At 48.5% G+C, this 14,922-nt stretch carries 12 protein-coding genes and 1 pseudogene; 8 read left to right on the forward strand and 5 right to left on the reverse strand.

The genetic code is table 11. The features are described 5' to 3' along the window. The 8 genes and pseudogenes from LMED105_RS15385 to LMED105_RS16580 form a co-directional block, all read left to right on the forward strand. Positions 1 to 471, forward strand: a pseudogene (locus LMED105_RS15385) (hypothetical protein); the annotation flags it as partial. Positions 472 to 474: 3 nt separating this feature from the next. After that, on the forward strand, positions 475 to 1,212 hold the full coding sequence (gene trbJ, locus LMED105_RS15390) for a P-type conjugative transfer protein TrbJ (RefSeq protein ID WP_008253094.1): 738 nt from the start codon (positions 475 to 477) through the stop codon (positions 1,210 to 1,212). A gap of 269 nt (positions 1,213 to 1,481) precedes the next feature. Beyond that, entirely contained in the window at positions 1,482 to 3,629 is a 2,148-nt protein-coding gene (gene trbL, locus LMED105_RS15400; protein ID WP_156799733.1) for a P-type conjugative transfer protein TrbL, read from the forward strand. 28 nt (positions 3,630 to 3,657) lie between these two features. After that, positions 3,658 to 4,395 carry a conjugal transfer protein TrbF gene (trbF, locus tag LMED105_RS15405; RefSeq protein WP_008253100.1) on the forward strand — a complete coding sequence of 246 codons (738 nt, stop codon included), beginning with the start codon at positions 3,658 to 3,660 and terminating at the stop codon, positions 4,393 to 4,395. Between the two features lie 27 nt (positions 4,396 to 4,422). Then, a complete protein-coding gene (gene trbG, locus LMED105_RS15410) occupies positions 4,423 to 5,607 on the forward strand; it encodes a P-type conjugative transfer protein TrbG (protein WP_008253102.1) in 1,185 nt (394 codons plus the stop codon). A 12-nt stretch (positions 5,608 to 5,619) separates the two neighbouring features. Further along, complete coding sequence (locus LMED105_RS17065; protein WP_008253104.1) at positions 5,620 to 7,023, forward strand: TrbI/VirB10 family protein; 1,404 nt, start codon at positions 5,620 to 5,622, stop codon at positions 7,021 to 7,023. A 348-nt stretch (positions 7,024 to 7,371) separates the two neighbouring features. Further along, entirely contained in the window at positions 7,372 to 7,845 is a 474-nt protein-coding gene (locus LMED105_RS15425; RefSeq protein WP_040513765.1) for a hypothetical protein, read from the forward strand. 2 nt (positions 7,846 to 7,847) lie between these two features. Then, entirely contained in the window at positions 7,848 to 8,513 is a 666-nt protein-coding gene (locus LMED105_RS16580; RefSeq protein WP_083797233.1) for a lytic transglycosylase domain-containing protein, read from the forward strand. A 79-nt stretch (positions 8,514 to 8,592) separates the two neighbouring features. Here LMED105_RS16580 and LMED105_RS15435 read toward each other — a convergent pair whose 3' ends face one another. From LMED105_RS15435 to LMED105_RS15455, 5 genes are read right to left on the reverse strand one after another with little or no spacing between them, the layout of a single operon-like run. Beyond that, complete coding sequence (locus LMED105_RS15435; RefSeq protein WP_008253112.1) at positions 8,593 to 9,774, reverse strand: nitrilase-related carbon-nitrogen hydrolase; 1,182 nt, start codon at positions 9,772 to 9,774, stop codon at positions 8,593 to 8,595. Beyond that, entirely contained in the window at positions 9,771 to 11,783 is a 2,013-nt protein-coding gene (locus tag LMED105_RS15440) for a DNA topoisomerase 3 (protein WP_008253114.1), read from the reverse strand. Before LMED105_RS15440 ends, LMED105_RS15435 begins: the two co-directional genes overlap by 4 nt. Positions 11,784 to 11,794: 11 nt before the next feature. Beyond that, the gene (locus LMED105_RS15445; RefSeq protein WP_008253116.1) at positions 11,795 to 12,325 is read right to left on the reverse strand and encodes a S26 family signal peptidase; all 531 of its coding nucleotides are present in this window, start codon (positions 12,323 to 12,325) and stop codon (positions 11,795 to 11,797) included. 11 nt (positions 12,326 to 12,336) lie between these two features. Further along, positions 12,337 to 14,598, reverse strand: a complete 2,262-nt coding sequence (locus LMED105_RS15450) for a type IV secretory system conjugative DNA transfer family protein (protein ID WP_008253118.1) — start codon at positions 14,596 to 14,598, stop codon at positions 12,337 to 12,339. A 28-nt stretch (positions 14,599 to 14,626) separates the two neighbouring features. Next, positions 14,627 to 14,809 (reverse strand): hypothetical protein, encoded by a 183-nt coding sequence (locus LMED105_RS15455; RefSeq protein WP_008253120.1) that lies wholly within the window; start codon positions 14,807 to 14,809, stop codon positions 14,627 to 14,629. Positions 14,810 to 14,922 lie beyond the last annotated feature (113 nt).

Raw genomic sequence — 14,922 nt, forward strand, 5'->3', positions numbered from 1 at the left:
GCCATCGAAAAGCTGAATCAGTGGTTGGAAGTCATGCGAAAAGAAAACGCAGCGGTAGGTTTTGCAACGCAAAACATCGACACCGTATTGAAGTCTGCAATCGGTACTTCGATCGTGCAAACCACAGCAACCAAATTCATGCTACCAAACGCGGAGGCCACAAGCCAAACCGTGGCACCACTGTACCAAGCTTTGGGAATGAATGAGCGACAAATTGAAAACATTGCTTACGCACGGCCCAAGTCAGATTACTACCTCATGAATGCCGATGGAAAGCGCATGTTTTCACTTGGGCTTGGGTCAGTAGCTTTGGCATTTACCGCTGTTTCCGGTAAAGAACAAGCCGCTTACATCCGCTCACTTCAATCCACCCATGGTAAAGAATGGGTTTCTGCTTGGATGCGCGAAAGATTGGTCCCAAATGATTGGATTACTTTTTATGAAAAATTGAGCAGTCATAAAGGAGTGTGATCGATGAACAGAAAAATTATTTGCAGTTTAATTTCTGCGAGTTTTATAGCAAATCCCGCGTTCGTTCAGGCTGGTGGTGGTGGTTTTGGTGGAGCCACTGAAATTACACAGATTCTCAACAATGCTGAGCTTCTCGCACAAACTGGCCAGATGTTTCAACAGGTTCAACAAACAATTTTGCAAGTGCAAATGGCTCAGCAACAGCTCAAAAACCTGATTGCCGCCCCGCAGTTTATTTGGGGTCAAGCTCAAGCTGAACTCCAGCAATTAACTAATTTGGTTGCCCAGGGGCAGGCCTTGGGCTATCAGCTTGCCAATATTGATCAAGCTTTTTCAACAAAATACGCTGGATACGCAAATTCCAGTCCGATTAATTTTCAGCAGGCCTCTCGCGATTGGACCGCCACCAGTCTTGATTCCATCAAGTCGGCACTTCAAACAGCCGGTGTTCAGAGTCAACAGTTTGCTAATGAAGAACAAGCGCTTCAGACTATACAAAACATTGCCAGTGGTTCCCAGGGCGGGCTGCAAGCCGCGCAGGCCGGGGTCATGGTTGCTTCACAACAGGTGAACCAGCTCCAAAAGTTAAGGCAATTGTTTATGGCACAAATGCAGGCTCAAAATGCCTACATGGCGGGGCAAGAGCAGAGGGAAGCTGCAAAACGCATGAGTAACGAAACACACTTCAAAACCCATGTCGAACGACAGCCTACATTTTCAAGTAAGGGCGGGAAAAACTAATTTCACTCCAAATAAAAATGTATTTTTTTTGTGTTTAAATCAGAATAAAATTCTTGTGCTATACTAAATCAAGTGCTATACTAAACCTAAGTTTAAAAGGAATTCAAAATGTTTAGGTTGTTGGTTTTTGCTGGTGGTTTGGGTGCACAAGTATTTATTTTTGGGCTGGTTCTGTTGTATATCGTGCCGTTTTTCTTTGGTGTGGCAACAATGGTCAGTTTCCGAGAAGCTTTAGTTGGTGCTTTTTCCAAAGCTAACTCAAGTGTGGTGTGGCAAGACGTAAAGAATGGATTTTCATTCTCCATAGCAACCATTATCACATTCCTTATTGTTTTTCACCGAAAGGTAATTTGGCAATGGCTAAGTCAATTTATTTAAACAAATTCACTTTGTTGGCTTTGATGTTTTTAGCGTTGGGCTGCGATACAGTTCATGCGCAGAGCACTATTTTAGACAACATTGGTAACACATATCAAAATGCTGCTTCTGGTTGGAGTGGAACATTATTTAGTATAGCAAAAGGTCTATTTTTAAAGCTGGCTTTACTGGAAATGCTCTGGTTCGGAATCATGTTTGTTTTGGAAAAAGATGATCCAAAACAATTCCTGGTCATGCTTTTGAAAAAAATGATGGCGTTGCTTTTTTTCTACGCCATTCTTCTTAATTTCGACACCTGGATTCCAGCGATCATTGATGGCTTTTCGCAGGCTGGCGCTACTGCTGGGCAAACTGGGACTCTAACGCCTTCCGGTGTTATGGAGCGAGGCCTGTCATTGTCAACCGCGATTCTGGACAAAGCGCAAGAATTGGATTGGACAGACATCGGTCCATTTTTCTTAGCAGTTTTGGTTTCCATTATGATTTTGCTTGCGTTCGTTGTTATCGCAGGCCAAATGCTGGTCACGTTGATCGAATCTTACATAGTTGTTAGCGCGGGGGTGTTGTTCCTTGGTTTTGCTGGGTCGCGCTGGACAACCACCTTTGCTGAAAAATTCATTTCGTTTGCCGTTTCAACCGGCGTCAAATTGTTTGTCACCTATCTGATCATTGGTGCAGGACAAAACCTTTCCAATACCTGGTTGGGCGCTATACAAAACTCACCTGATCCTTCTGGTTATTTGGAAGTGTTAGCTGGTGCCATTGTGTACACTTTTTTGGCTTTTCAAATCCCCTCATTGGCAAGCTCGATGCTGACAGGCTCCGTGTCGATGACTTTGGGAGGAGCTGCCGCCACAGCAGGCACCTTGGCTGGTGCTGGTTTGGGAGCAGCAGGGGTGGTTGGGGCAATGGGTGCGAGTGCCGCAGGAGGGGCCAGTGCGGTCACTAAGACTTTGGGCGCAGCAATCGGCGCAGCAAAGGCAGGTGGGGCTACCGGGGCTTTAGGCGTCGCCGCAGGTGCAATTGGGGCATTGGGTTCCGCTACAGTTGGGGCCATTTCGGATGGGATCAAAGGATTAGGCGGAGCTGGCGCATCCCAGGGTATAGCGGGAAGGTTGAACGCTACGACAGCATCTTTAAATGAGCTCAAGGCGGCTGGTAGCGTAGCAGCGCCTACGGTGCCTGGGGCTGGTGGAGCTGCTTCCAAGTCTTTTTCCTCTTCCCCTTCTTCTCCTTCTGCTTTGGGTGCAGGTGGCACCCAAAGTCAAACTCCGGGAGCCTCAGGCCCTCAGGCAAATAGCGGGCCTACTCAGCAAAGCCAATCCCAACCGGCAGGAGGAACGGCTCCGACACCGGCTTCAGCTTCGACTTCTGGCGCAGGATCTTCGCCGGGGGGGCAAAATCAAGTTCCAGCGAATGCGCCTGCACAGCAAAATGGTGCTCAGCTTGAGGCTATCAACACTGGACAAAAAGCAGCAGAAGCCCCGACCGCCACTACCGAAAAGGCTTCTGGGTCGGCTGGTGATCGTGATGGCGGCTCGTCGAGTTCGGGAGAGCAACCCCAAGTTGCAGCACCAACATCGAATGAATCAAGCATACCTGCTTCAGATGAAAAAAATGAAGGTGTAGCTTCATCTTCATCAAACCCCGGTGCGTCCAGTCCGAGCGGACCTTTGCAAGGTTCTGGCGAGCAAGGGCAAAACACGGTTACGGCTCCAAACTCAAGCGAATCAGGCGCGCTTACAAATAGCGCTCCGCAAAATAGAACTTCAACATCTACTTCAAGCAATTCCCCCGGATCGGCTCCTGCCAATCCGGGAATTGCGACCCAAAAAAGCGCTCCATCAGAACCAGTCAGGCCTTCTAGGCCGACACCCCCGGCACCCTCCGGTTCTTCTGGGCCACAGCCAGCAGCTCCGGTTTCTCAGCCGAAACCCACTTTGTCACAGCGTTTGCAAGAGGGGGCACAAACTATGGGTGAGCTACCAAATGACGCAGCTCCAGGCGCTGGGGTACAAATCAACTTAAAAGCGGATTAACGCGGTGTAAACACGCAAAGGAACAACAATGGCCAATATGATTTCAGATTTTTTTGGTAAACAGAACCAAGGCGCCTCACTTCAAAAAAAGGTTGAGCCAGTTACCGGCATGCCACTTTCAAAAGCCCCGGAAAACCCCTACCTTGCAGCGCGTCGCGAGTGGAACGAGCGCTACGGCTCCTACATCGCACAGAAGCGGACATGGCAATTAACCGCCATGGCTTCGATGGCGTTGAGTGCGGTTTTGGCGGTTTCCTTGGTAACCGTCGCGAGTCAAGCATCTGTGCAACCTTTTATTGTTCAGGTCGATAAATTGGGTGAGGCCGTGGCTGTTGCTCCGGCCCAAGGGGCCAAAGTGGCTGACGAACGCATTATTCGTTTTCAGCTTGCGCAGTTCATTACAAACGCTCGATCGATTACTCCTGACCCCATCGTTCAGAAACGGTGGCTAGACCAGATTTACGCAATTACATCACCAGCAAGCAATCAATATCTGAATGAGTACTTCAAAAAATCAGACCCTTTTGAAAAAGCCAAAGGCAGCATGGTTGCCGTCGAAATTCAGTCAGCACTGCCATTGTCGGGTACGACATGGCAGGTCAATTGGACAGAAACAGCGCGTGGCTTAAACGGTTCTATTGAGGGGATTACGCGCTGGCAAGCCATCATCACCGTAAAAAACTTCACCCCAACAACACCAAAGCAAATCATTGCCAATCCCACGGGGGTCGTGGTTGATCAGCTTGCGTGGACCCAACAATTGTAATTTTTAAATAAATAAGGAATTACGACTATGAAAAAGAATTTTATTTTTGCAGGTTTGATTGCCGCAGTGTTTTCAATAAGCCCAGTATTGGCGGCAAAATCCAAAAGCTTAGACAATGTTCAAGCCATAGAGGCGCTTCGAACGATTGCCCCAGATCGCTTTGATTTTGCATACACCGGTGAACTGACCGGCGCACTGCAAAAGCTCAAAGAAATTCAACCTGGGCTAGCGATTGGAAGGCACCAGGGCAAGGCTGTTCCGATTACGGTGGACTTGACGTTGAATCAAGCAAGCCTTTACGAAACACTAAAAATGATTGCACAACAAGCCGAAGGGGTGGCGGATGTTGTTTGGGATGGTCGAACTGCATTCTTGCGTTACAACGCCTCTGCGCCGAAAGGGTTGGATGCAGTGCGCTTGGAAGCAAAAAAATGGCAACTTGGGGAAAACGCCCAGCCTGTTTTGAGCCCTGAAGGGGTGCTGTTATTTCCCTTTGGTCAAGGTCAACCTGAAATCGTTTGTGCACCCCTTCGTGCTTGTTCGATTCAGCTCCAGCAAGGCGAGGTAATCAACAATGTCATTCTGGGTGATACCGTGCGCTGGATTCCAGCTCCAGCTAAAACGGGCGAAGGCCCAATGGCCACACCTCATGTCATCGTAAAGCCAACCGACAAAGGCTTGACTACAAACTTGTTGGTCACAACAAATCGACGCACCTATGTAATGACTTTGCGATCGAGCGACACAAACTACTCAAGCGTTGTGGGTTATTACTACCCATATGACATGGTTCAGAACTGGCAAGGTGAAATGGAATTGGCCCAGCGCAAAGCCGACGAAGAATCCAATCGAAAGGTAGCAGATATGCCAGTGGTCACAATCGACCAAATCAACTTGGACAGCTATGAAATTGTTGGGAACAAGCGTTTGCCCTGGTTCCCCACGCGTGTTTTTGATGACGGAACGCATGTGTGGATTCAAATGCCCGCAACCATGCACTCGAGTGAAGCTCCGGCACTTGTTGTGCTGGATCGAAGTGGTGAAAGTCAATTGGTGAACTACCGTGTCAAAAATGCGAAGCAGGGCGGACAAGATGTTACCTATTACATCGTGGACAAATTGTTTGAGCGGGCGGGGCTGATTATTGGCGTAGATCGTGATCAAGAAAAAGTGGAAATCGTGAAAAAACACGTCCAAAACCACACCAACTAAGGACCCAAAATCATGACACAACAAATTGATGACTCAGTTTTGAGTGATGAAAGCCCCTCAGGTTTGAATCCTAACGAGGCTGTGAACGGCGGATTGAGCCTGCGCGGAGTGCCTTCAGGGATCAAAAAAATTAACAAAAAAGGTCTAATACTCGGAGCTGGTATTTTGGGAGGGGCGGCGATCGTTGCCGTCACCACATTTGGTGGTGGGGCCAATGCGGTCAAAGACGCTGCCACTGACGGAGTTGCAAACCAAGGCAATGAACTGCGACCAACAACGCTTGATACCAACAGCAGTTGGTATGCCAGCAAAGGTAACAACCTGGTTTCTTTGCTTCAGCCAGAACCTGAACTATCAACATCTTTTTCTCAGCCCTCGATAACATCCGGCGTACCTGATTTGGGTGGGGCTGCTAGCAACGCACTTGCAACCGCTTCAACTTCGGGAAAAACCAGTGTTCCTAATTTAACCGCGTCGGCAGCAACTCAACCTTTGGCACAGAAAAGCCAGGCTGAGTTGATGGAAGAGCAGCGCCGCGAACAAGAGAAGCAGCGCCGTGCTCAAGAGCTGGATCAAGCCAAAAAAGCGAATTTGGCTGCATCGGGGTTCGGTGGGGCTCAGCAAGCGGGGGCAGTCCCCATGCCAGTTTCTTCCAACAATTTCCAACAGTCAGCCATGCAATTGCCAGGCTTGACGCCAGGCATGCAAAACAATGCCTTAAATAATGATGATCAAAATCGTCAAGCTGATAAGCAACAATTTCTAAAAGATCAAAAAACTCCGCTTGATACTGATTATTCATCCAGTGTAAAAAAAGCGCCTCGCAGTCCTTATGAAGTAAAAGCCGGTGCTGTGATTCCAGCCGTGATGATTGGTGGGATCAATTCTGATCTCCCAGGGCAAGTTATCGCCCAGGTAAAAGAAAACGTCTACGACTCCAAAACAGGGCAGCATTTGTTAATCCCTCTAGGCTCCCGGCTAATCGGTTTGTACGATAGTTCCGTTACATATGGCCAGGAACGTGTCCTTTTGGCCTGGAATCGAGTGATTTTCCCCAATGGTGATTCATTCAACTTGCAAGGTATGCCAGGCGCAGATAAAGCGGGTTACGCAGGGTTTTTTGATGAAGTCGATAACCACTATTTCAAAGTATTTGGCAATGCGATTTTAATGAGCATTATTAGCGCGGGCGTTCAAATCTCTCAGCCCAACAATGGTGGAAATGGCAATAACACCAATCAAGGCCCATCAGTTTCACAAACCGTGGGCGCGGCCTTAGGTCAACAAATTGGGCAAACTGCGCTTACAATCACGCAAAAGAATTTAAACATTCAGCCGACCCTAAAAATTCGTCCTGGTTACGAATTTAATGTGATGGTGACTGCTGACATGATTTTGCCACCCCCTATAAATTGAGGTTTTTTAACATGGGAAGACCGCGAGGAGCAGACACAATTCGGTACGTTTTCCGATTGTCGGAGTCTGCCAAAAAGAAAATGGACAAGGTGGCCCCGCCTTCCGCACGGGCTCGATCTCCATTTATTCGCGAAGCATTGGACGAGTTTGTTGCATTAAAAGAAAAGAGAAATCTATCTGATAGGCCTCATATGACAGGGAGACCAACGACTTACATTCAAGTTTGCGCCACGTTGCAACCAGAAATTGTTGATGCTATAAAAGCTGTGTACCCCGACACATCTGTGTCGGTAGTGATTCAGGCGGCGGTAATCCACGCCCTTGAAAACAAGTAGCAAAGGACAACTTATGGCTTACAGCTCTCCAATGATTGCAAAGGTTCCAGAGAAACTTCGCACGCGGCTAAAAAATCTAAGCACAGACACAAGAAATCCCTATGGCTCTTTGCGAAGCATTTTCGACACCGCGTTGAACGAATTCCTTCAATCAAAAGTATGGAAAACAGATCCTTATTTTGTTTGGAAAATACCGGCAAAGAACGTCGAAGCCCAAAAAGAAAAATGGGTTCTATTCAACGTTGTGGCTGAAGATTCAATTTGCAACAAAGTAAAAAATGAGGCTTGGAAACTCGAAATAAGCTTACAAACATTTTTGTACACAGGGCTAACCTGGTGGTATCACAACAAGGCACAGCACGCCGAAGACTCAGGTGAAGAGCTGATCAAAATCAAAAAAATCACAGATGTTGAGGATGATCTTTTTGTACATGAAGCCAAAGAACTGATTAAAAAACCCAAGCGTAAAAAGGAAGAAATATCTTGATTATGGACTTACCATCACTGATGGCTGAATGTGCGCCAAACGTAGGGCCTACTACCCTTATGGCGATCATTAAAACTGAAAGTGGTGGTAATCCTTATGCTATAAATGACAACACTTTGCGGGTGACTAAGCAGCCGAAAAGCTATCAAGAAGCCGTTCAAATGGCGACAGAGCGCATTAATCGAGGTCACAGCGTTGATATGGGCTTGGCCCAGATCAACTCCAAGAACCTGAAATGGTTAGGTCTAACGGTCTCACAGGTCTTCGACCCTTGTACCAATCTTAAAGCCAGTGCAAAAGTCTTGGAATCGGGCTACGAGCGGGCCTCAAAGCAATACGGCCCAGGAGAACAAGCACTTTTGGCTTCACTCAGCGCTTACAACACCGGCAGCCTGGTGCGGGGATTTGCCAATGGGTACGTTCAAAAGGTAGTTAACAACAGCGGCAAATCTTTGAAATACTCAATCCCGGCTATGCCTGCCGGGCTTATTCTTCAAGGTAACGCGGGTAGCGTTGTAGTCAATGCAGACCCACGTTCAGCACCATTGAGCGTGTGGGAAGACAAGCCAAAAACAGAAACATTCAAACAAATTGGCTCCAATGAAAAGCCTATTCAAACCGTAAACTACACCCCACAGAATTCACCACTTCAAGCTTCTGGTTTCTAAATAACGCTATGGCTCATGCTATATAACTTAAAAGAAGAAGGCCCTTTCGGGCCTTCTTCTTTTTTGGGTGTTTTCGCTTTTAAAAATTAACAGCGCGAACAACTGGAGCACCAAAAAGGCGACCCCAAGACCCAACGGTTTGAGCTTGAATCGCCGGAATGCTGGTATCTCTGGCCCACCAATCGTTGGCAGATGAAATTACCACGTCAGGATTCGTGGAAAATGTGATTAGGTTGGTGATCGTTAGCACTTCTTCGAAACACACCAGGTGACCTAGTTTCAAGCCCGCAAAATTAGTAGAGCCTGGCCCAAAAATATCCATTTCAAAAGAGCCTGAAGCCCACGGCTTCCACATGCCAAACGGCACGGGAATGCGCTGCTGGATCGGCGCTCGATCGGTCCCCAAAAAAGCCAAGGTGTTGATCATGCCGGTTTCAGTTTTGAATTCTCGGCCAAAGACAATCACTGAATTTTTTGATCGAAGAACTTGGCCAGCGTCTTCGAGCAACAGCTCGATGAAAGAAAACTTGGCATCCGGAGCTGGGAGCATGGTCTCAGGCAAAACCAGAACGCTGTTTGGGGGCAAGTTTTGAGCTTTGGAAGTGATCAGATTCACGCGGGAACTGATCTGGCTTGGAATATGTGATTGAAGTTTTGAAAAATTCGTGTCCAACGATTCAAAAGTAACTCCGTTCAATGCTTGCAGCACTGGGGAAGCGATTGTGTGCGCGTTTAATGTGGCACTCAACAATGCACCGGCAATCACCAATTCCCAATTTTTGTTTAAAACGGCGTGCCACAGAAGAAAAAGTGCGCCCAATCCTAAAACACCCAGTCCGGGAAAAATCCACCCAGCCGAAGCAAGTGGGGAGGCCCAACCAACAATGCCAATCGGGGGCAGGGCGGTAATACCGATTGCAAGCAAAATCTTGAAAATGGTCGCGCTATTTGGCTCTTTTGTCCAAGCCAATGCCCACGGCCCAGCATTCAAGCAGGCCGCGCCAGCCCAAAGACCCCACCCAAACAGGGGGGAGTCTTCGGTGTTGAAGAAAACGCCCACTCCATGCGGAATTCCACGGCTTGCCAGTAAAAAATAGGCCAGCGCAAACCCAAAAGCGGCAAGCCGGCTGGGTGCGAAAAACAGCACCACTGGAAAAGCCGCCGCGATGACAATGGCAAAGCTCAGGTGCTCGTGCCCCCACGAAAACCCCAAAAGAGACCCCAGCGCAGCAAACAACAAAGTTTCAATCGTGAATTTCATTTTGCAAACTTGCCCAGGTCAGGTTTTCCCGACAGGTCCGGGCAAGTCGTTTTGCATCCATCCCTGAATCCTGAGCACCCCCAAAACGCGCCTTTGGAGCCATTTAAAAGGCGCAGTTTGCCTTTTTCGCACACAGGGCAGCCCACACTAGGGGCGACGGGAGTAGAGGCACTAGCGGTTGCAGGAGCCTCCTTCCTTGCCATTTCCACGTACTTTTTCACAAACGCGGTTTGTTTTTCCATAAAAACATCCAGCGATGTTTCCCCCTTGGCCACCGATTCAAGCGCTTGTTCGAACAGGCCAGTGATCCCCGCAGACTTCAACGAATCAGGCAGCTTTGCAATCAATTTCCTGCCATTTTGAGTGGAAACCAGTTTTCCCTTGTCTTTCCCTGAATCTGGGATTTCAATGAACTTGCGCATTTTCAGAGTTTCGATGATGTTGGCCCGAGTCGCTTCAGTGCCAATACCAGCCGTTTCTTTCAACCGCTTCTTAATTTCAGGATCATCGACCAACTGGTGAACGTTGGTCATTGCTTGAATCAAGGTTCCTTCCGTGAAGCGCAAAGGAGGCGTGGTTTTTTTGGCGTCAACTTGGGCCGTTTCACAGATCAAACTTTGCCCAACTTGAAGTACAGGAAGGGTTTGTTTGTCTTCGCCTTCTTCAGATTCTTCACTGCCAAACACCACTTTCCAGCCTTGACTGATTGGGGCCTTGCCCGAGGCGGTGAATTTTTCACCCGCAACTTCCAGCGAAATGGTGGTTTGTTTGTACACAAACGGCGGGTAAAACTGTGCCAGGTACGCCAAGACAATCATGTCGTAAACCGCAGCCAACTCACCCGACAAATTAGCCTTTTGCCCCGTGGGTATGATCCCGTGATGCGCCGTTACCTTGCTGTCATTCCAAGCCCCGGATTTAATCGAAAACGACGCACCTTTTACCAATTCTGAATACTTCTCTGGCAAACACTTGGCAATCAGTTCCGCACTTGCATGTTGGCTTTCAGGCAAGTAAGGGCAATCGGTTCGCGGGTAGCTAGTTAGTTTTTGCTCATATAGTGTTTGTGCTATATCTAACACACGCTGAGCACCCAAACCGAGCTTCTTGCTGGCGGCAAGCTGGAGTGAAGATAAAGAGTAGGGCAGGGGGGCAGATTGCTTTTTGTCCACAGCTTCAAAGGCAGTCACCGATGCGGTTTGGCTTTTTATTTTGGCGCAAACGGTTTGGGCAATGTTGGCATCGAGCACTCGCCCAGATTCATCCACAGGCACTGCATCCGATGGTTTCCACTTTGCTGAAAACACAGGTTCGGCACCAACGATTTGGGCCGACACAGCATAAAAATCCTTTGGTTTGAAGTTTTCAATGGCCAAATCACGGGCAACGACCAAACCCAGCGTAGGGGTTTGAACACGGCCAATTGACACCACTTGGCCTTTTACATTCGAAACAAGTGTGTGGGCGCGAGTTAGGTTCATGCCCCAAAACCAATCAGAGCGCTGGCGTCCAATGGCCGAATTTTTCCAGCCAATAAACTGCGGTGAGGTATTGGGTTGAAGGTTTGCCAAAGCTTTTTTTACGCTGACTTCATCCAGTGCCTGTAGGATGATTCTTTGCACTGGCTTTGTGTTCCCGAAGTGTTCTAGTAGTGAATCGACAACCCATTGGCCCTCTCGGTCAGGATCTCCCGCATTGACTACGGTGGAGGCTTTTTTCAATAAAGCTTTGATGGTTGAAATCTGAGCCTTTGCGTTGCTCTTAGGGAGCAGTTCAAATGATTTTGGCTCGATTGGAAGCGTGTCAAAAGACCACTTTTTAAAGGCTTCGGAATAGTGCTCAGGTGGGGCCATTTCGAGCAAGTGGCCAAAGCCCCATGTCACCACATCGCCGCCCACTTCAATGTGGGTTGGGGGCTTTCCAGCAGGCCCTTGATTGACCATCTTTCCGCCAAGATTTTTCGCAATTTCTTTGCCCATTGAGGGCTTTTCAGCAATGAATAAACGCATCTTTAAAATCCTCAAAAGAGTTTGAAAACGGCCTTGCCCTGCAAGTCCATTGTTTTAATCAAGCCGTAATATCTGCTATCAAGCGATCGATCAATTCTTGTGGCCATCAAAAAAAACTCACCTTGATTGAGCACCCGACTCCAGCCTAAAGGCAGGTGCCCCATGGGGTTGCCTTGTGAGTCAGTCGAAAAAACTTTGGAATTGGCTTGGTATTTCCCGTTGATAGACACCCCAAAATTACTCACCGCAACGTGATCCCCTGCTTTCGCGGCCAAGTGCTTAATGACTGGTGACAGCCCACTTGGACAGCGTGCAGATTCGGGCACATAGCCACGGGCTTTGAACACTTGGGCCATCGCACCAGTTGGTATGCAAGCCGAAACTATGTCGCCTGTTTTCAAATCGTCTACTCGCACCCGATCGCGCATGATGTACACCCCAGGTTCAATCGAATCCGTGGGGTTGATGGCCAAAGAAAACCCGCCGAGCCAACTAAGCACGTAAACCGAAACAGCAACAAACGTAATAATTATTGAATTCATGATTTATTCTTTTAAGGCACCAAATCCAGATCAGACGCCCCTGACTCTTTGCTGGATTCGGGCGCTTGTGCTGGGCTTGTCGGCTCTTCTTCGTCCGATGTAAAAATTAAATCCAAATCATCTGTATCGTCGGCTTCCGCATTGAGTTGTTCGAGCTCTTCCTCGCTGTACTGCACAGCAGCCGCAGCAATCGCAGGAGCCACTGGCGCAGTGGTTGCAGCGCTCGCTGTTGAAGCCGTTTCAGTCGTGTTTTTAGCAACTGGTGCCGGTTCCACAACGTGGGTGCGGGAAATGTTTTTCGTCACACGCAAGTGAAGTCGATCCGATTCTAGAGGTGCTTTGATCTTTGATCTCGCGTCGAAAATCGGGTCCTTGAAATACAGGATTTGCTTGCCGTAAATCGGAGGTGAGCCAGCGGGAAAAATCAGCATGTCACCGGGTTCCAAAATGTTTTTGCCATCTTGGCTTTTCACTGCACCGGGCAGGCGCAAACACTCGTCCGCAGTCAGCAATGGACGCTGAGTTTCTTGCTCGGCTGCCATCACATGCATAAGCAGTGGGTTCAGCCGAGAACCGCTGTAGGAGCGGGTTTGCTTGTTGATCGTGGTCACACCACAATACTTGGAAAGAAGCTCAGCAGTTTCCACCTTGTTCGGAGCATAGGCCATTCGCACATGACAATTGGAAAGAATGGATTCATCTTTTCCGTAGGCCGCGTAAAGCTGGGTTAAGTCTTGGGTGATCAGGTAACACTTGATCCCATACCCCGCAACAAACGCCAAGGATTCTTGAACCAATTCGAGTTTCCCAAGCGCTGGAAACTCGTCGAGCATCATCAAAAGACGGTGTTTGTAACCGGCCACTGAGCGCCCATCGGCAAAGTCCATTTTTTCAGTCGTTTGCCTGAAAATCTGGTTCAGAACCAAGCGGATCAAAGGCCGAAGGCGGGCCTTGTCGTTGGGCGGCACCACCAAATACAAGGACACCGGATCATCAAAATTCATTAGGTCATGAATTCTGAATTCGGACACTTCAGTGTTGGCCGCAACAATCGGATCTCGATACAGGCTCAGGTAGCTCATCGCTGTTGATTGAACCCCTGATCGTTCGTTTTCACTTTTGTTCAAAAAAGACCGCGCGGATTCGGCCACAACTGGGTGCGTGTTGGTGGGCTCCCCAGTGTTCAAATCAATCCAACCTTGCGCGCCGTGCGGGTCATGTTGCCCGGTCAACATCGATTCAGCCACTTGTTCAATGGTGCGGGCTGGATCGCAGAAGAATGAAACAAGCCCACGCAAGGTCTTTGTGTGTCCCAGGTACAGAATGTGCAGTATCGCCGCTGAAAGCAGCTCATGGCCTGTTTTGGCCCAGTGATCGGCCATGCCTTTTCCGTCCGGGTCCACAATCATCTGCGCAATATTTTGAACGTCCGCAACTTCACGCGGAGTGCGCAAACGCACTTCTTCAAGTGGATTAAAGCGAACCGACGAGCCATCGGGTTCAGAAGGTTCAAACTTCAAAACGCGGTGCCCCTTGGCTTTTCTGTATCCCGCAGTCAAGGCCCAAGCTTCACCTTTAATGTCATGAACCACAGTTGAATGTGGCCAGCTCAGCAGCGTGGGGATTACTTGTCCGACACCTTTACCCGAGCGGGTTGGTGCGAAGGTCAAAAGGTGCTCAGGACCATCGTGCGCCAAATAGTGATATTCACCGGAATCAGGGTCGATCCAAGCGCCGATATAACACCCAAAATTCTTAGGCGGTTTGTCACCAAGAAAAAACTTCATAAAAGAAAATTTGTTCACATCAATGTACTTGTGCGCCAGTTTTCTCAATGCAGAAACAGGACGGCGAAGCAGGGTGGCCGTGTAAATGTCTTCTTTTTTTGCCCACCTGGCCGAGCCGTGAAGATCCGTTTTGCCGCCAATTTTCTTTGCTCGACGAACTGCAAGCCAGACAGCAGGAACAAACAAAAAATGCAAAGCAAAAAGAATTACTTCGCCATAGAAAAAAGCATCTTCCGTGCCTTGTACGTTGCCAAATTTCAGCAACCACAAAAAATAATCAATGGGCGTGTACAAGGCATAAGAGCCCAGCCGTGCCAAAGGCTCACCGAGTGCGGGCTGGTACCCCAGCATGTGCGCAGCCACTTGAGTTGCAATCCAACACGTGAGCATGGTGATACCAAGCAGTAATGCCAGTGTTTGTCCAAACACACCGAACGCTGTTTGTTGTTTCTGCCCAGGCAGGTTTTGAAGATTTTCTAAAGCCATGGTGATTCCCTTTTTTATAGCGCAAACACTACTTCCTGATTTGCTTTTTAGCGTTCTTAGCCTTTAGAAACGGAATTAAGCCCGCCAAAAACAGCGCAAGACCTGGCACCCAATAAACCAAACCTTCAAGGGTGTACGGGGCGGCAAATACCAATCCAACACCTACACTGATCAAAGCGAGTTGAAGGCCAGTCAAGAGCAAGTCTTTCATTTTCAATCTCCTTTCAGTAACCTTGCTGGTCGAGAAAATTAACCAACACACCTTGAACCAGAGCGGTTTTGGAGCCGTGTACGAGACCCCCGGGGGTTGCTCTCAAATAGTCT

Source organism: Limnobacter sp. MED105 (assembly GCF_000170915.1).
Classification (GTDB): Bacteria; Pseudomonadota; Gammaproteobacteria; order Burkholderiales; family Burkholderiaceae_B; genus Limnobacter.